Source organism: Massilia norwichensis, assembly GCF_024753245.1.
GTDB lineage: Bacteria > Pseudomonadota > Gammaproteobacteria > Burkholderiales > Burkholderiaceae_D > Telluria > Telluria norwichensis.
The window spans coordinates 260,232-273,005 of the sequence record NZ_JANUGX010000004.1 but is presented as its reverse complement, the minus strand read 5'-3'; the positions used below and the strand labels follow the sequence as shown (position 1 = coordinate 273,005).

Genomic DNA, 12,774 nt, shown 5'->3' with positions numbered 1-12,774 from the left:
GTCATCCCAGTGGAATTGGGCTTTGCGGGGCGAATCGGAACGGCTCATGCACGGGGCTCCTGTCTCGAAGGATCTTGTTGGGCGTGGACGGTCTGGGCCGTCCGAGTTTAGGCATTATAGAAATGCTGTTCCTTGGCGGCTTTTCAAATGGCGACAGTTATTTTCACTTTCGTCACTGGGATTTCCCTGTAGAGCCGAACTGGCCGCCGTGGAAGATCAGCGCCGGCTGCGGGTGTACCGCGCATTCTTCGACTTCGCCGACGAAGATCACGTGGTCGCCTTCCGGGTAGCGGCTGCGGTTGTGGCATTCGAACCAGGCGGTCACGCCTTTCAGGATGGGCTGGCCGGTGCGCGAGAGTTCGTAGTCGGTGCTGGCGAAGGGATCGAGGCCGCGGCGGGAGAACAGGCGCGCCAGTTCTTCCTGGCCGGCGGACAGCACGTTGATCACGTAATGCGAGTTGCCGCTGAAGATGGGCAGGCTGTTGGCCTTGTCGGACAGGCTCCACAGCACCAGCGGCGGTTCCAGCGAAACGGAATTGAAGGAGCTGGCGGTCAACCCGCGGAAAGTGCCGTCGGCCAGGCGGGTGGTGATGACGGTAACGCCCGTCGCAAACTGAGACAGGGCCTGGCGGAAATGCGCGGAATCGAAACCGCGCTCGGAGGAGCGGGGAGAGCTGGTGTTCATCGTCGCCATTATGCCACCAACAGCCCGGCTCCCCCGGCCTCGCTTCAGTGGGGAAATGCACGGGCGTATGCTTTCGGTTAGAGTGAAGCCATGGACAACTTATCTGCCAAGGACAAGGTATGAGTCAGCAACCGGCAACCGAAGTGGCAATCCTGGGCGGCGGCTGTTTCTGGTGCACCGAGGCTGTGTATCTGGAAGTGCGCGGCGTGACCCGCGTCGAATCCGGCTACATGGGCGGCACCGCTGCCAACCCGACCTACGAACAAGTGTGCGCGGGCACGACCGGACACGCGGAAGTGGTGCGTCTCGAGTTCGATCCGACTGTGATCAGCTACCGCGACATCCTGGAAATCTTCTTCACCATCCACGACCCGACCACCCTGAACCGCCAGGGCAACGACGTCGGTACGCAATACCGCTCGGTCATCTTCACCACCTCGCCCGAGCAGGAAGCGACGGCGCGCAAGGTGATGGCGGAGATGGCGGCGGTGTGGGACGGTCCCATCGTCACCCAGATCGTGCCGGAAGAAACCTGGTACAAGGCCGAGGATTACCACCAGAATTACTTCGCGCAGCACCCGCTGCAGGGTTACTGCGCTTTCGTGGTGGCGCCCAAGGTGGCGAAGTTCCGCAAGACGTTTGCAGACCGCATGAAATAACCTGGGGCGGGCGCGGCCGGCGTAGGTACCCCGTGCCCGCGAACCTTAATGCCTCACTAAGGTATCTGCAGCAACACCCGGCTCGTACATGTAACGCCGCGACCACGGCATCTGCGCCGGATCCTGCCCCGCCTTCCCGCACACGATCTGGTACAGGCTGATCCAGTCATGCGCGAAGGCATAGGCGCAGCCGGCCAGGTAGACGTGCCAGATGCGGAAGGTCTTGGGATCGGCCAGGGCGCGAATGCGCGCGGCGTTGCGCTCGAAATTCTCGGTCCAGAGTGCGCAGGTGCGCGCGTAGTGGCGGCGCAGGTTTTCCACGTCGCGCACTTCGAGCCCGCCTTCCTGCATGGTGCGGATCACGGTCGAGAGGTGGCCCAGCTCGCCATGCGGGAACACGTAGCGGTCGATGAACTCGCCGGTGCCGTAGGGGCTGGCGCGATGTTCGACGTCGGTGGTCGTGATGCCGTGGTTCATGACCACGCCGCCCGGCGCCAGCAGCCGGTCGATGCGGCCGAAGTACTCGGCCAGGTGCTGGACGCCGACGTGCTCGAACATGCCGACGCTGGTGATCCGGTCGAATTCGCCGCGCACGTCGCGGTAATCCTGCAGGCGGATCTCGATGCGGTCCTGCAGCCCGGCCTGCGCGACCCGTTCGCGCGCCAGGTCGAACTGGTTCTGCGACAGCGTGACGCCGACGCAGCGGGCGCCGAACTTCTGCGCCGCGCGCAGCACCAGCGCACCCCAGCCGCAGCCGATGTCGAGCAGGGTGTGGCCCGGCTGCACGCCGATCTTGGTCAGGATGTGGTCGATCTTCTTGGTCTGCGCGGTGGCCAGGTCTTCGTCGCCGTTCTCGAAGTAGGCGCAGGAATACACCATGGCCGGATCGAGGAATTCGCTGTAGAACTCGTTCGAGACGTCGTAGTGGTAGCGGATCGCCTCGGCGTCCTTTTCGCGGGTGTGCGGCGACACCAGGCGCAGCGCGCTGGCCACCCGGCTGCTGCGCGGCGGCTTGCCGGTCGATTCGGCCAGGGAGTTACCGATCTGGATCATGTCGGCCGCGCTGCCCTCGATCTCGAGCGCGCCTTCGACATAGGCTTCGCCCAGGTTGCCGAGGGTCGGCGACAGCAGGTAGCGCAGGCTGCCGGGGCCCGGCACGCGGATCTTCACGCGCGGCTGTTCGGAGGAGAGATCGACCTGCTCGCCGTTCCACAGCTCGACGCGCAGCGGCAGGTTGTACTTGTTGCGGATGCCTGTGGTCCAGGCGGATAACTTCATCTGGTCGAACAACACGCGAATACCTCCGATTGACTAGGCTTCGCCAAACCAGCACGGCTATCGAAGCCCTACGGTTGCAAACGTTGCCGCGTCCAGCTGCCGTCCTCCTGCCGCGTGTAGACGATGCGGTCGTGGAAGCGTGAACGCCGCCCCTGCCAGAACTCGATCCGTTCCGGCACCAGACGAAAACCGCCCCAGTTTTGTGGCCGCTGTGGCGTTTCGCCAACCTGTCGCGCGACGTCCTCGTAGTTGTGTTCGAGTTCCGCGCGGCTGGCGATCGGCGCGCTCTGGTGGGACGCGATCGCCGACAGCCGGCTTTTCAGTGGCCGGCTGTTGAAGTATTTATCGCTTTCCTCGGCAGTTGTGCGCTCAACTCTGCCTTCGATCCGCACCTGCCGTTCAAGTTCACTCCAAAAGAATAGCAGAGACGCAAATGGGTTGCCGTTCAGTTGTTTTCCCTTCTGGCTGTCGTAGTTCGTGTACCAGGTGAAGCCGCGTTCGTCGAACTGCTTGATCAGCACGATGCGCGAGCTCGGCCGGCCGCGCTCGTCCACGGTCGACACGCCCATCGCGTTCGGTTCGTTGACTTCGGCTTTCAAGGCTTCCTCGAACCAGCGGGTGAATTGCTGGACCGGGTTATCAAGAACGTCGTTCTCGTCGAGGCTGGCCTGGCCGTAATCCTTGCGCAGGTCGGCCACGCGCTCGCCGATGGCGGCCGGGCTTGCCGGCGCCGCCACGCTGCCGCCCGGCATCGCCACATCCGGCATGCTGGCTGCCGGGGCCGGTTCGATACCGCGGCGGCGCTGCATCGCCTGGCCCAGCTGGGCCATCTGCTGCGGGCTGAACAGGCGCACGGCCATCGGCGCCATCGTGCTTTCCTCGCGCTCCATGTGGTTCAGGTAACGCTGGCTGAAGCGCTGCACGGTCGAGCTCGAAAGCTGGGTGCCGCTGCCATCGGCGATCGCGGTGAGCTGCTCGTGCAAGTCCTGCCACATGGCATCCATGTCCTTGTGGTCCTGCAGGATCACCGGCGCCAGCGCCTGCAGGGTGGCGGCGTCTTCGCCCTGGGCCACGGCGCGCAGCATCGGGATCAGGTCCTGCTCCTCGTCGTCGTGGTGCAGGTGGGCAGCCTTTTCGAAATACTTCAGTACTGCGGCAGCGGCCTGGCGCGCCTGCTGGTCGGCGCCATGCTCGGGCAGGTGGGCCAGCAGTTTTTCCAGGGTCGCCAGCTGCTTGCGGATGCGTCCATGGCAATGCTTGAGCACGGCGACCGGCTGGTCGAAATCGGGGGCGGTGTCTGGAAGAAGCTCGTTCATGGTGGCTGTTGCGGACGCGTAAATGGAGAAGAAAATTTGATTGACTGAAAGTTATTTTAGAGCAAGGAGGGCAGTTCCGTCCGGTAAAATGACGGGATCATGACGACACTTTCCTCCTCCTTGCTTGCGCCGGCCGGCGCGGACTTCGACGACGAAGTCGACTTCGAGCGCCGCTTCGGCGGCATCGCCCGTCTCTACGGCGAGCGTGCACTGGAACGCTTCCGCAAGGCGCACGTTTGCGTCATCGGCGTGGGCGGCGTCGGCTCCTGGATCGTCGAGGCCCTGGCCCGCAGCGCCATCGGCAAACTCACCCTGATCGACCTCGACAACGTGGCCGAATCGAACATCAACCGCCAGATCCAGGCGTTGTCGACGACCATCGGCATGCCGAAGATCGAAGCCTTGAAACAGCGTATCGCCCTGATCAACCCCTACTGCGAGGTGGAACTGATCGAGGACTTCATCGATCCGGACAACATCCCGCAAATGGTCGCGCCGGGCAAATACGATTACGTGTTCGACGCCATCGACAGCGTCAAGGCCAAGGCGGCCCTGATCGCGCATTGCCGCGACCATGCGATCCCCTTGACGGTGATCGGCGGCGCCGGCGGCCAGACCGACCCGACCAAGATCGAGGTACGCGACCTCGCCCGTACCGAGCAGGAGCCGCTGCTGAAGAAGGTGCGCAAGATCCTGCGCGCCCAGTACGGTTTCGCCAAGGGCGAAAAGAACAAGTACCACATCGACGCCGTGTTCTCGATGGAGCCGCTGCGCTACCCGGAAGCGGGCGATGCCTGCGCCATCGATGCCAACAGCATCACCGGCCTGAACTGCGCGGGCTTCGGTTCGAGCATGGTCGTGACGGCGACCTTCGGCATGGTCGCGGCAGGGCACATGCTGCGCAAGATGGCCGAGGCGGCGAATGCCGTCGCCGTGCCGGCAGCGGTGCCGGTGCAGGTGGTGGCGCCTGCGCCCGCCGCCAACGACGCTGTGCAAGCCGAGGAGGCCTTGTTATCATAGGTTCAGTTTTTTCATGAATTGAACGATGAAAGAGGCTCCATGATCCGTCACCTTGTTGTAAAAAGTGCCATCCTGAGCCTGCTGCTGGCGGCCACCACCGCCGGCGCGCAGGACGCGACCCAGACCCAGGCCCAGACCGCGGCCGCCAACCCGGGCAGCACCCAGCAGACGACCGACCAGCCGGCCCAGCCGACTGCCCAGTCCACCGCACCGCAGATCCAGATCATCGACACCGTCGTCGGCAAAGGCAAGGAAGCCACGGTCGGCAGCACGGTCTATGTCAACTACACGGGCTGGCTGTACAAGCCGATGGCTGCCAAGCAGCGCGGCCGCAAGTTCGACTCCTCGCTGAACCCCGGCCGCACGCCGCTCGACTTCCCTCTGGGCGCCGGCCGCGTCATCAAGGGCTGGGACCAGGGCGTGGCAGGCATGAAGGTGGGCGGCAAGCGCACCCTGATCATTCCGAGCGATCTGGCCTACGGCAAGCGCGGCTCGCCGGGCGGCATTCCGCCGGATGCGGACCTGATCTTCGACGTGGAACTGCTCGACGTAAAGTAAGTCAAATGACAACCTGACGCGGAGGCTTCGGATATGCGCATCGCGAACGACGTTACTGAACTGATCGGTAATACCCCACTGGTGCGCATCCGGCGCCTGTCGCAAGGCGCGGGCGCGGACATCGTCGCCAAGCTCGAGTTCTACAATCCGGCCCACAGCGTCAAGGACCGGATCGGCTGGGCCATGATCGAGGCGGCGGAACAGGCCGGCAAGATCGGCCCGGACACCATCATCGTCGAACCCACCAGCGGCAACACCGGCATCGCGCTGGCGATGGTCTGCGCGGCGCGCGGCTACCGCTGCCGCCTGGTCATGCCCGAAACCATGAGCAACGAGCGCCGCATGCTGCTGCGTGCCTATGGTGCTGAGTTAGTCCTTACTCCGGGGCCGGAAGGCATGCTGGGCGCGATCCGCCGCGCCGAGGAGATCGTCGCTGCCGACCCCAACTGCTTCATGCCGCAGCAGTTCAACAATCCCGCCAACCCGGAAGTCCACCGCCGCACCACGGCCGAGGAAATCTGGCGCGACACCGACGGCAAGGTCGACATCCTGGTGGCCGGCGTCGGCACCGGCGGCACCATTACCGGCGTGGCCGAGGTCATCAAGGCGCGCAAGCCGGGCTTCCAGGCGATCGCCGTGGAGCCGGAAGCCTCGCCTATCCTGTCGAAGGGCACCAAGGGCCCGCACCCGATCCAGGGCATCGGCGCCGGTTTCATTCCCAATGTGCTGAATACGCAAGCCTACGACGAGGTCGTCACCGTCAGGAACGAGGATGCCTTCGAGACCGCGCGCGCGGCCGCCCGCGAGGAGGGCCTGCTGGTCGGGATCTCGTCGGGGGCGGCGCTGTGGGTGGCGATGCAGGTGGCGAAGCGGCCGGAGAATGCGGGCAAGCTGATCGTGACCATCATTCCGTCGTTTGGGGAGCGGTATTTGAGTACGGCTCTTTACGCAAACCTGGCTGGTTGATTGATACGCGGGCACGGGGTGCCCGCCCTACGGTAGGGTGGGCACCCTGTGCCCACGCATCCATATTCAATGCGCATGCCGGCCTTCGACATGGCCATGGCCATGATCGTGGCCATGATGGTCGTCGTGGCTGTGCTCATGCACCCCATGCAGCGCGCAGCTGCTGTGCTTCGTCGTCCCTTCTTCCACCTGCAGCGTGCAATGGTGGATCGAAAAATCTTCGCGCAGGCGCTGGACGATGCGGTCGATGACTTCGTCGCCCGGATACCCGCCCGGCATCACCAGGTGCGCCGTCAGCGCCGTCTCGGTGGTGCTCATCGCCCAGATGTGCACGTCGTGCACTTCGGTGACGCCGGTCTGCGCCGCCAGGTAGGCCGTGACCTGGGTCGCATCGACGTTGGCCGGCACGCCCGCCAGCACCAGCTGGATCGATTCCTTCATCAGCGACCAGGTGCCGGCCACGATGATCACCACGATCACCAGGCTGACCGCCGGGTCGAGCCAGGTCCAGCCGGTATACATGACGACCAGGCCGGCGATCACCACGCCCAGCGACAGCGCCGCGTCGGCCGCCATGTGCAGATAGGCGCCGCGGACGTTGATGTCGTCCTTGCTGCCGGCCATGAACAGCCAGGCCGAGAAACCGTTGATCAGCACGCCGACCGCCGCCACGATCGACACCGTGGTGCCGGCCACCGGCTCCGGATGGGCGAAGCGGTGCACCGCTTCCCAGGCGATGGCGCCGCAAGCCACCATCAGCAGCAGGGCGTTGAACAGCGCCGCCAGGATCGAGGTGCCGCGCAGGCCGTAGGTGAAGCTGCGCGTCGGCGCCCGCTTGGCCAGCAGGGCCGCGCCCCAGGCCAGTACCAGACCCAGCACATCGGACAGGTTGTGGCCGGCGTCGGCCATCAGCGCCGTCGAATTGGCGATGAAGCCGTAGAAGAATTCGATCGCGACGAAGGCGACGTTCAGGCCGATCGCCAGCACGAAGGCGCGGCCGGCGTCGGTCGGGGCAGGGTGGTGATGACCGTGGCCGGCGCCGTGGTCGTGATGGTGGTGGAGGCTCATGCGTCTAATCCGTTGGCATGTTGGGAATCGGGTTCGGCGAGGTGTTCGAACATGTTGGCGAGCAGCCCGCTGATGTGGGCGTCGGCAGCGGTGTAGAACACCTGCTTGCCCTGGCGCTCGGCCTTGACGATGCGCGCCGCGCGCAGCAGGCGCAGGTGGTGGCTGACCAGGGAGCTGGACAGCTCCAGGCTGGCGGCGATGTCGCCCACCGCGATCGGCTGCGCCAGGCAGGCCAGCACGATGCGCAGCCGGGTCGGGTCGCCCAGCAGGTGGAAGAGGTCGGCGAGTTCGTCGACCAGGTAGTCGAAGTCGTGTGGGGTACTCATCTTTAACATGTGAAGAAGTGTTCACATGTTAAGCGCAAATGGCTTGGCAGGGCAAGTGCGACTCACGTTGGGGTGCTGGGGAGAATACCGCTAACGGGATCAAGTTAGAGGAGGTTATGGCAAGCTGCTTCCAAGCCCAGAGCGGACCTTCGAGTATCTGTTTCGAAAGGAGAAAAACTCTGCCATGCGTTGCAGCTCCGCTGGCGTGGCACATCAAGGCTGTCTGGTTATTACGTGCTTTTCTTGAGCACTGTGATCGCGCCCTCACCCTCGATGGTCGCCCTCTTGACCTGGTCTACGGAATCAAGGCCCTGCTGGCGCAGCGCACTCATGAGTTCCTCCTCCGTCACAAATTCGCGCCGCATATTCCTTCTCAGCATTTCACCATTGCGCACGATTTCGATCGGCCGCGATGACACCAGCTTCTCGACGAAACGGAAGCGATAGCTAGCCGCATTCACGACGAAATTCCAGCCGATTAGCACGATGACCAAGACTAGTCCCTCCGACCCGTGTGTCAAGCGACCTGCCAAAATAATGACCACGCAAATTCAGATGACTGAAACCGGCAAGAGCAGCCATCGCAGTGGAAATTACGGCAGCTGCCCATCCGTATCCCGCATCTCCGGCTGCCCCAGCCCCAGCGATTTCAACTGCGGCAGCACCTTCGCGCGGTCGCCGACGGCGATGACCTTCATCCGCTCCGGCACCAGATACTTCCCGGCCGCGGCCTGCACCTGCTGCGCCGTCACGCGCCGGAACTGGTCCGGCAAACCGCGCCAGTAATCGGGCGGCAGGTCGAACACATAGGTCTCGGCCAGGCTGCCGACGATGGTGCTGTTGGTCTCGAACTGCCCGGGCAGCGAATACACCTGCGAGTCGCGCGCGCCCGCCAGTTCGGCGGCCGGCAGCGGCGTCGCGCGGATCCCGCGCACTTCCTTGAAGATCTCGGCGATCGAGGGGCCGGTGACGTCGGTGCGCACGCTGCCGGCGATGACGAAGGGGCCCGGCGTGCGGTCGTAGCGGAAGCCTGAGAACACGCCGTAGCTGTAGCCCTTTTCTTCGCGCAGGTTGAGGTTGATGCGGCTCGAGAACAGGCCGCCGAGCGCGGCGTTCATCACCTGCATGGCCGGGTAATCCGGGGTCTTGCGGCTGGCCGCCAGCTGGGTCACGCGCAGCGCGGTCTGCGGGGCGCCTGGCTTGTCGACCATGACCAGGCGCGCCTTCGTGCCTTCCGGGTCGCCCATGACCAGCGGCGCCGGTACGGCGCGCGGCCAGCCGCCGAAGCGGCTTGTCGCCAGCGCGCGCAGCTCGTCCAGGGTGATGTCGCCCGAGACGATCAGCGCGGCGTTGGTCGGCAGGTAGTGGCGGCGCCAGAACTGGTACAGGTCGTCGCGGGTGACGGCGCGGATCGCCTGCTCGGTGCCGAGCTGGCCGTAGCCGTAGGGGTGCTTGGCGCCGTACAGCGCGCCGGCGCTGGCCACTGCCGCCACCAGTTCCGGGTTGTCGCGCTGCTGGGTCAGGGCGCCGATGCGGGCGGCGCGCTGGCGCTCGACTTCGGCGGTGGGGAAGGCCGGGTGCTGGGCCACGTCGGCCAGCACATCCAGCGCCTGCGCGAAGGTGGATTTCAGCGACAGCAGCGAAACCGTCGATGCGTCCGTGCTGCTGCCGCTGCCGAGGAAGGCGCCGAGCTGCGCGATCTCGTCGGCGATGCGCGGTGCGCTGCGCGTGGCCGTCCCTTCCTGCAGCATCTGGGCGGTGAAGCCGGCCATGCCGGGCGCATCGTCGGGGTTGGCGTCGGAGCCGCTTTTGACCACCAGTTCTGCCGCCACCAGCGGCAGCGCCGGGTTGTAGTGGTGGATCACGCGCAAGCCGTTCGGCAGCTGGAAACTCTCGCCCTGCGGCAGCGTGAACTTCGGCGCCGGGCCGGGTTTCGGCGGCTGGCGGCGCCAGGCTTCATCGCGGTTGATGCCGGCGACAGTGGTGGTCCTGGCGCCGGCCTGCACAGGCCGTGCGGCTGGATCGGGGCCCAGGGCCGGCTTGCCCGGCACGCCTGCCACCACCACGCGCGCATTCGGCTGCAGCCAGCTGCGCACTGCGCGCTGCACGTCGGCGGCGCTCACGCGGCGCAGCCGGGCGATGTCCTTCGGCAGGTAGCCCGGGTCGCCGGTGTACTGGTTGTACTGGTTGACCTGGTTGGCCAGGCCGGCGCCGCCCAGCTTCTCGATCGCGGTCAGCATCGCCGTTTCGATGGTGTTGCGGGCGCGTTCGACTTCTGCATCCGAGGGGCCGTTGTCGCGCAGTGCCTTGAGCTCGGCATCGACGGCCGCTTCCAGCTCATCCGCGTCATGGCCGGGGCGGGCCGTGACGTCGATCACGAAGGTGGACGTCAAGGCATTCGAATTCTGCGCCGCCGCCGTGTCCTGGGCGATCTGGCGTTCGTAGACCAGCGATTTGTACAGGCGTCCGGCCTTGCCGCCGGCCAGGATCTGGCTCGCCACGGCCAGTTCGGCGTCGCCCGGCTGGTAGGCGGACGGCGTCAGCCAGGCCATGTAGACGCGCGGCAGTTCGACCCGGTCGGGCACCGTCAGGCGCCGCTCGCGCGTGATCGGCGGTGTCTCGACCCTGGGTTTCGCCACCGGTGCGCTGCGCTTGAAGGTGCCGAAGTACTTTGCCACCAGCGCACGCGTCCTGGCCTTGTCGATGTCGCCGGCGATCACGATGCTGGCGTTGTTCGGGCCGTAGTAGCGGGTGAAGAAGTCGCGCACATCACGCAACTTCGCGTTCTGGATGTCGGCGTGCGAGCCGATCACGGAGGCGTAATACGGGTGGTTCTTCGGGAACAGCGCGTGGTTCATCGCTTCTTCGACGATGCCGTAGGGGCGGTTCTCGACGCTCTGGCGGCGCTCGTTGCGCACCACGTCCTGCTGGTTCGACAGCGCGGTCTGGTCGAGCACGTCGAGCAGGTAGCCCATGCGGTCGGCATGCACCCACAGCGCCAGCGCCAGCTGGTTCGAGGGCACGGTGTCGTAGTAATTGGTGCGGTCGTAGTCGGTGCTGCCGTTGCTGTCGGTGGCGCCGGCGCCTTCCAGCAGACGATCGGCCATCCCGCGCGGCAGGTGCCGGGTGGCGGCGAACATCATGTGCTCGAACAGGTGGGCGAAGCCGGTCAGGCCGGGCGCCTCGTTGGCCGGGCCCACGTGGTACCAGATGTTCACGGCGACGATGGGCAGGCGGTGGTCCTCGATCAGGATCAGTTCCAGGCCGTTGGGCAGCGTGGTCTTTTCATACGCGACCTGGGGCAGGGGGCCGCCGATGCCGGGAGCGGTGTCGCGCGCGGGCTGGGCGGACGTGGGCTGGACGGCCACGGCCAGCAGGAGGATCAGCGACGACAGCAGCTTGGGGCGGACGTTCATGTGCACTCCGTAGGCGACAGCTCAGTAACAATTCTCAGTGGCAGACATCGCCGCCGCGGTCCGGCTCGGGCAGGCCCAGCGGCGTGATGCGGGCGGATTCCAGGAATTCCCATTCGTAGCGCCCGTCCAGCAGGCGCAGTTTCAGCACGCCGGTACGACCGCTGTCGCGCATCTCGCTGTTCTTCACCGTGAGCAGGAACGGCGTCGGGTAGGCGCCGCCGGTGCCGACCACGAACTGGCGCATGCCGTGCGCGCGGTCCAGGCGGTTGTCGGCGTCCTGCGGCGCGAAGCGTTCGTAGTCGTGGTCGTGGCCGGACAGCACCAGCTCGGCGCCGGCCTGCTGCAGCAGGCGCCATGCATCGCGCATCTTCGGGATGCTGCCATGGCCGCCGGAGCTGTACAGCGGGTGGTGCCAGAAGGCCAGCGTGCAGCGCGCCGGATGGCTGGCGAGATCCGCGCGCAGCCATTCGAGCTGGGCCGCGTGCTCGGCGGGCGCCAGGTTGCTGTCGAGCGAAACGACGTGCCAGCTGCCGAGTTCCAGGCTGTAGTAACCGCGCCCGGCGCGCTCGCCGAAGTAGGCGAAATAGGGCGCGGCCTTCGGCGTGTAGTACTCGTGGTTGCCGGGCGCCGGCCAGGTACGGTCCTTGAACTTGCCCCAGGTCGGGTCGTAGCAGTCCGTGAACTCTTTCGTTTTGCCGTGCGGGTAGGTGTGGTCGCCCAGCGTCAGCACCACGGCTTGCGGGTCGGCGGCCAGGCCGGCGGCGACGGTGCGCGCGGTCTCGGCCGCGCCGGAATAGGCCGGGTCGGGGTAGGCACAGCGGGCGATGTCGCCGGCCGTGTAGACGGTAATGCCCGCATCGGTCGATGCGGCCGGGTTGGCAGGTGCGGCGGCGAATGCGGCGGCGCCCAGCAGCAGGCTGCCGGCCGCCGCGGCCAGGCGTCGTGCAAGAGCCGGCATCCTCCTTACTCGAGGAAGCGCAGCAGGCCGTTCAGCGCGTGCCTGACCGTTTGTTCGCGCACGGCGTGGCGGTCGCCCTGGAATACCAGGCGTTCGGTATAGGTGGTGCCGCCTTTCGACCAGCCGAAGCAGACCGTGCCGACCGGTTTGCCCGGCACCGCGCCGGTCGGGCCGGCGATGCCGGTGGTGGACACGGCCACGTCGGCATTGCTGTTGGCGACCGCACCCTCGGCCATGGCGCCGGCCACCTCGACGCTGACGGAGCCGAACTGCGCGATCAGCGCGGCCGGCACGTCCAGCATCTCGGTCTTGGACGCGTTCGAATAGGTGACGAAGCCGCACTCGAACCAGCCGGTCGAGCCGGGGATCTCGGTGATGGCCTGCGACACGCCGCCGCCGGTACAGGACTCGGCGGTGGCCAGCAGCAGGCTTTTCGTCTCGAGCAGCTTGCCGACCCTGGCTGCCAGTTCAAGAATGTCGTTTTCCATATCGCTCGTCTCCCTCTGTTATAGGCTGCGCCGGAC

13 protein-coding genes are annotated in these 12,774 nt (G+C 65.9%); 4 read left to right on the top strand and 9 right to left on the bottom strand.

What is annotated here, in order from left to right; genetic code table 11:
- Positions 1 to 172: 172 nt before the first annotated feature.
- Positions 173 to 685 carry a flavin reductase family protein gene (locus tag NX782_RS05815; protein WP_258844482.1) on the bottom strand — a complete coding sequence of 171 codons (513 nt, stop codon included), beginning with the start codon at positions 683 to 685 and terminating at the stop codon, positions 173 to 175.
- Positions 686 to 804: 119 nt separating this feature from the next.
- On the opposite strand from NX782_RS05815, the gene msrA reads away from it, so the two are divergent.
- Positions 805 to 1,344, top strand: a complete 540-nt coding sequence (gene msrA / locus NX782_RS05810; RefSeq protein ID WP_258844465.1) for a peptide-methionine (S)-S-oxide reductase MsrA — start codon at positions 805 to 807, stop codon at positions 1,342 to 1,344.
- A 45-nt stretch (positions 1,345 to 1,389) separates the two neighbouring features.
- On the opposite strand, the gene NX782_RS05805 is transcribed toward msrA, so the two are convergent.
- Positions 1,390 to 2,634, bottom strand: a complete 1,245-nt coding sequence (locus NX782_RS05805) for a class I SAM-dependent methyltransferase (RefSeq protein ID WP_441295301.1) — start codon at positions 2,632 to 2,634, stop codon at positions 1,390 to 1,392.
- Between the two features lie 56 nt (positions 2,635 to 2,690).
- Positions 2,691 to 3,938, bottom strand: coding sequence for a pyridoxamine 5'-phosphate oxidase (gene pdxH / locus NX782_RS05800; RefSeq protein ID WP_258844463.1), 1,248 nt, complete (start codon positions 3,936 to 3,938; stop codon positions 2,691 to 2,693).
- A gap of 99 nt (positions 3,939 to 4,037) precedes the next feature.
- Here pdxH and tcdA point away from each other — a divergent pair, with 99 nt between their 5' ends.
- The 3 genes from tcdA to cysK are packed head-to-tail and all read left to right on the top strand — an operon-like array spanning position 4,038 to position 6,482.
- Positions 4,038 to 4,958: a tRNA cyclic N6-threonylcarbamoyladenosine(37) synthase TcdA gene (gene tcdA / locus NX782_RS05795; RefSeq protein ID WP_258844462.1), complete on the top strand. Its 921-nt coding sequence runs from the start codon at positions 4,038 to 4,040 to the stop codon at positions 4,956 to 4,958.
- A gap of 39 nt (positions 4,959 to 4,997) precedes the next feature.
- Positions 4,998 to 5,516, top strand: a complete 519-nt coding sequence (locus tag NX782_RS05790; RefSeq protein WP_258844461.1) for an FKBP-type peptidyl-prolyl cis-trans isomerase — start codon at positions 4,998 to 5,000, stop codon at positions 5,514 to 5,516.
- A gap of 33 nt (positions 5,517 to 5,549) precedes the next feature.
- Positions 5,550 to 6,482 (top strand): cysteine synthase A, encoded by a 933-nt coding sequence (cysK, locus tag NX782_RS05785; protein WP_258844460.1) that lies wholly within the window; start codon positions 5,550 to 5,552, stop codon positions 6,480 to 6,482.
- Positions 6,483 to 6,548: 66 nt separating this feature from the next.
- Here cysK and NX782_RS05780 read toward each other — a convergent pair whose 3' ends face one another.
- The 6 genes from NX782_RS05780 to NX782_RS05755 form a co-directional block, all read right to left on the bottom strand.
- Positions 6,549 to 7,550, bottom strand: a complete 1,002-nt coding sequence (locus NX782_RS05780; RefSeq protein WP_258844459.1) for a cation diffusion facilitator family transporter — start codon at positions 7,548 to 7,550, stop codon at positions 6,549 to 6,551.
- The gene (locus NX782_RS05775; RefSeq protein ID WP_258844458.1) at positions 7,547 to 7,876 is read right to left on the bottom strand and encodes an ArsR/SmtB family transcription factor; all 330 of its coding nucleotides are present in this window, start codon (positions 7,874 to 7,876) and stop codon (positions 7,547 to 7,549) included. Before NX782_RS05775 ends, NX782_RS05780 begins: the two co-directional genes overlap by 4 nt.
- A 230-nt stretch (positions 7,877 to 8,106) precedes the next feature.
- Positions 8,107 to 8,361 carry a DUF421 domain-containing protein gene (locus NX782_RS05770; RefSeq protein ID WP_258844481.1) on the bottom strand — a complete coding sequence of 85 codons (255 nt, stop codon included), beginning with the start codon at positions 8,359 to 8,361 and terminating at the stop codon, positions 8,107 to 8,109.
- Between the two features lie 108 nt (positions 8,362 to 8,469).
- Positions 8,470 to 11,292, bottom strand: a complete 2,823-nt coding sequence (locus NX782_RS05765) for a M16 family metallopeptidase (protein WP_258844457.1) — start codon at positions 11,290 to 11,292, stop codon at positions 8,470 to 8,472.
- 34 nt (positions 11,293 to 11,326) lie between these two features.
- Positions 11,327 to 12,250, bottom strand: a complete 924-nt coding sequence (locus tag NX782_RS05760) for a metallophosphoesterase family protein (RefSeq protein WP_258844456.1) — start codon at positions 12,248 to 12,250, stop codon at positions 11,327 to 11,329.
- Between the two features lie 5 nt (positions 12,251 to 12,255).
- Positions 12,256 to 12,738: a CinA family protein gene (locus NX782_RS05755; protein WP_258844455.1), complete on the bottom strand. Its 483-nt coding sequence runs from the start codon at positions 12,736 to 12,738 to the stop codon at positions 12,256 to 12,258.
- Positions 12,739 to 12,774: the final 36 nt, after the last annotated feature.

Bases quoted from the DNA above. Each gene is read 5' to 3' on its own strand.
- NX782_RS05815 (WP_258844482.1), bottom strand. From the start codon at position 685: ATGAACACCAGCTCTCCCCGCTCCTCCGAGCGCGGTTTCGATTCCGCG.
- msrA (WP_258844465.1), top strand. From the start codon at position 805: ATGAGTCAGCAACCGGCAACCGAAGTGGCAATCCTGGGCGGCGGCTGT.
- pdxH (WP_258844463.1), bottom strand. From the start codon at position 3,938: ATGAACGAGCTTCTTCCAGACACCGCCCCCGATTTCGACCAGCCGGTC.
- tcdA (WP_258844462.1), top strand. From the start codon at position 4,038: ATGACGACACTTTCCTCCTCCTTGCTTGCGCCGGCCGGCGCGGACTTC.
- NX782_RS05790 (WP_258844461.1), top strand. From the start codon at position 4,998: ATGATCCGTCACCTTGTTGTAAAAAGTGCCATCCTGAGCCTGCTGCTG.
- cysK (WP_258844460.1), top strand. From the start codon at position 5,550: ATGCGCATCGCGAACGACGTTACTGAACTGATCGGTAATACCCCACTG.
- NX782_RS05780 (WP_258844459.1), bottom strand. From the start codon at position 7,550: ATGAGCCTCCACCACCATCACGACCACGGCGCCGGCCACGGTCATCAC.
- NX782_RS05775 (WP_258844458.1), bottom strand. From the start codon at position 7,876: ATGAGTACCCCACACGACTTCGACTACCTGGTCGACGAACTCGCCGAC.
- NX782_RS05765 (WP_258844457.1), bottom strand. From the start codon at position 11,292: ATGAACGTCCGCCCCAAGCTGCTGTCGTCGCTGATCCTCCTGCTGGCC.
- NX782_RS05760 (WP_258844456.1), bottom strand. From the start codon at position 12,250: ATGCCGGCTCTTGCACGACGCCTGGCCGCGGCGGCCGGCAGCCTGCTG.
- NX782_RS05755 (WP_258844455.1), bottom strand. From the start codon at position 12,738: ATGGAAAACGACATTCTTGAACTGGCAGCCAGGGTCGGCAAGCTGCTC.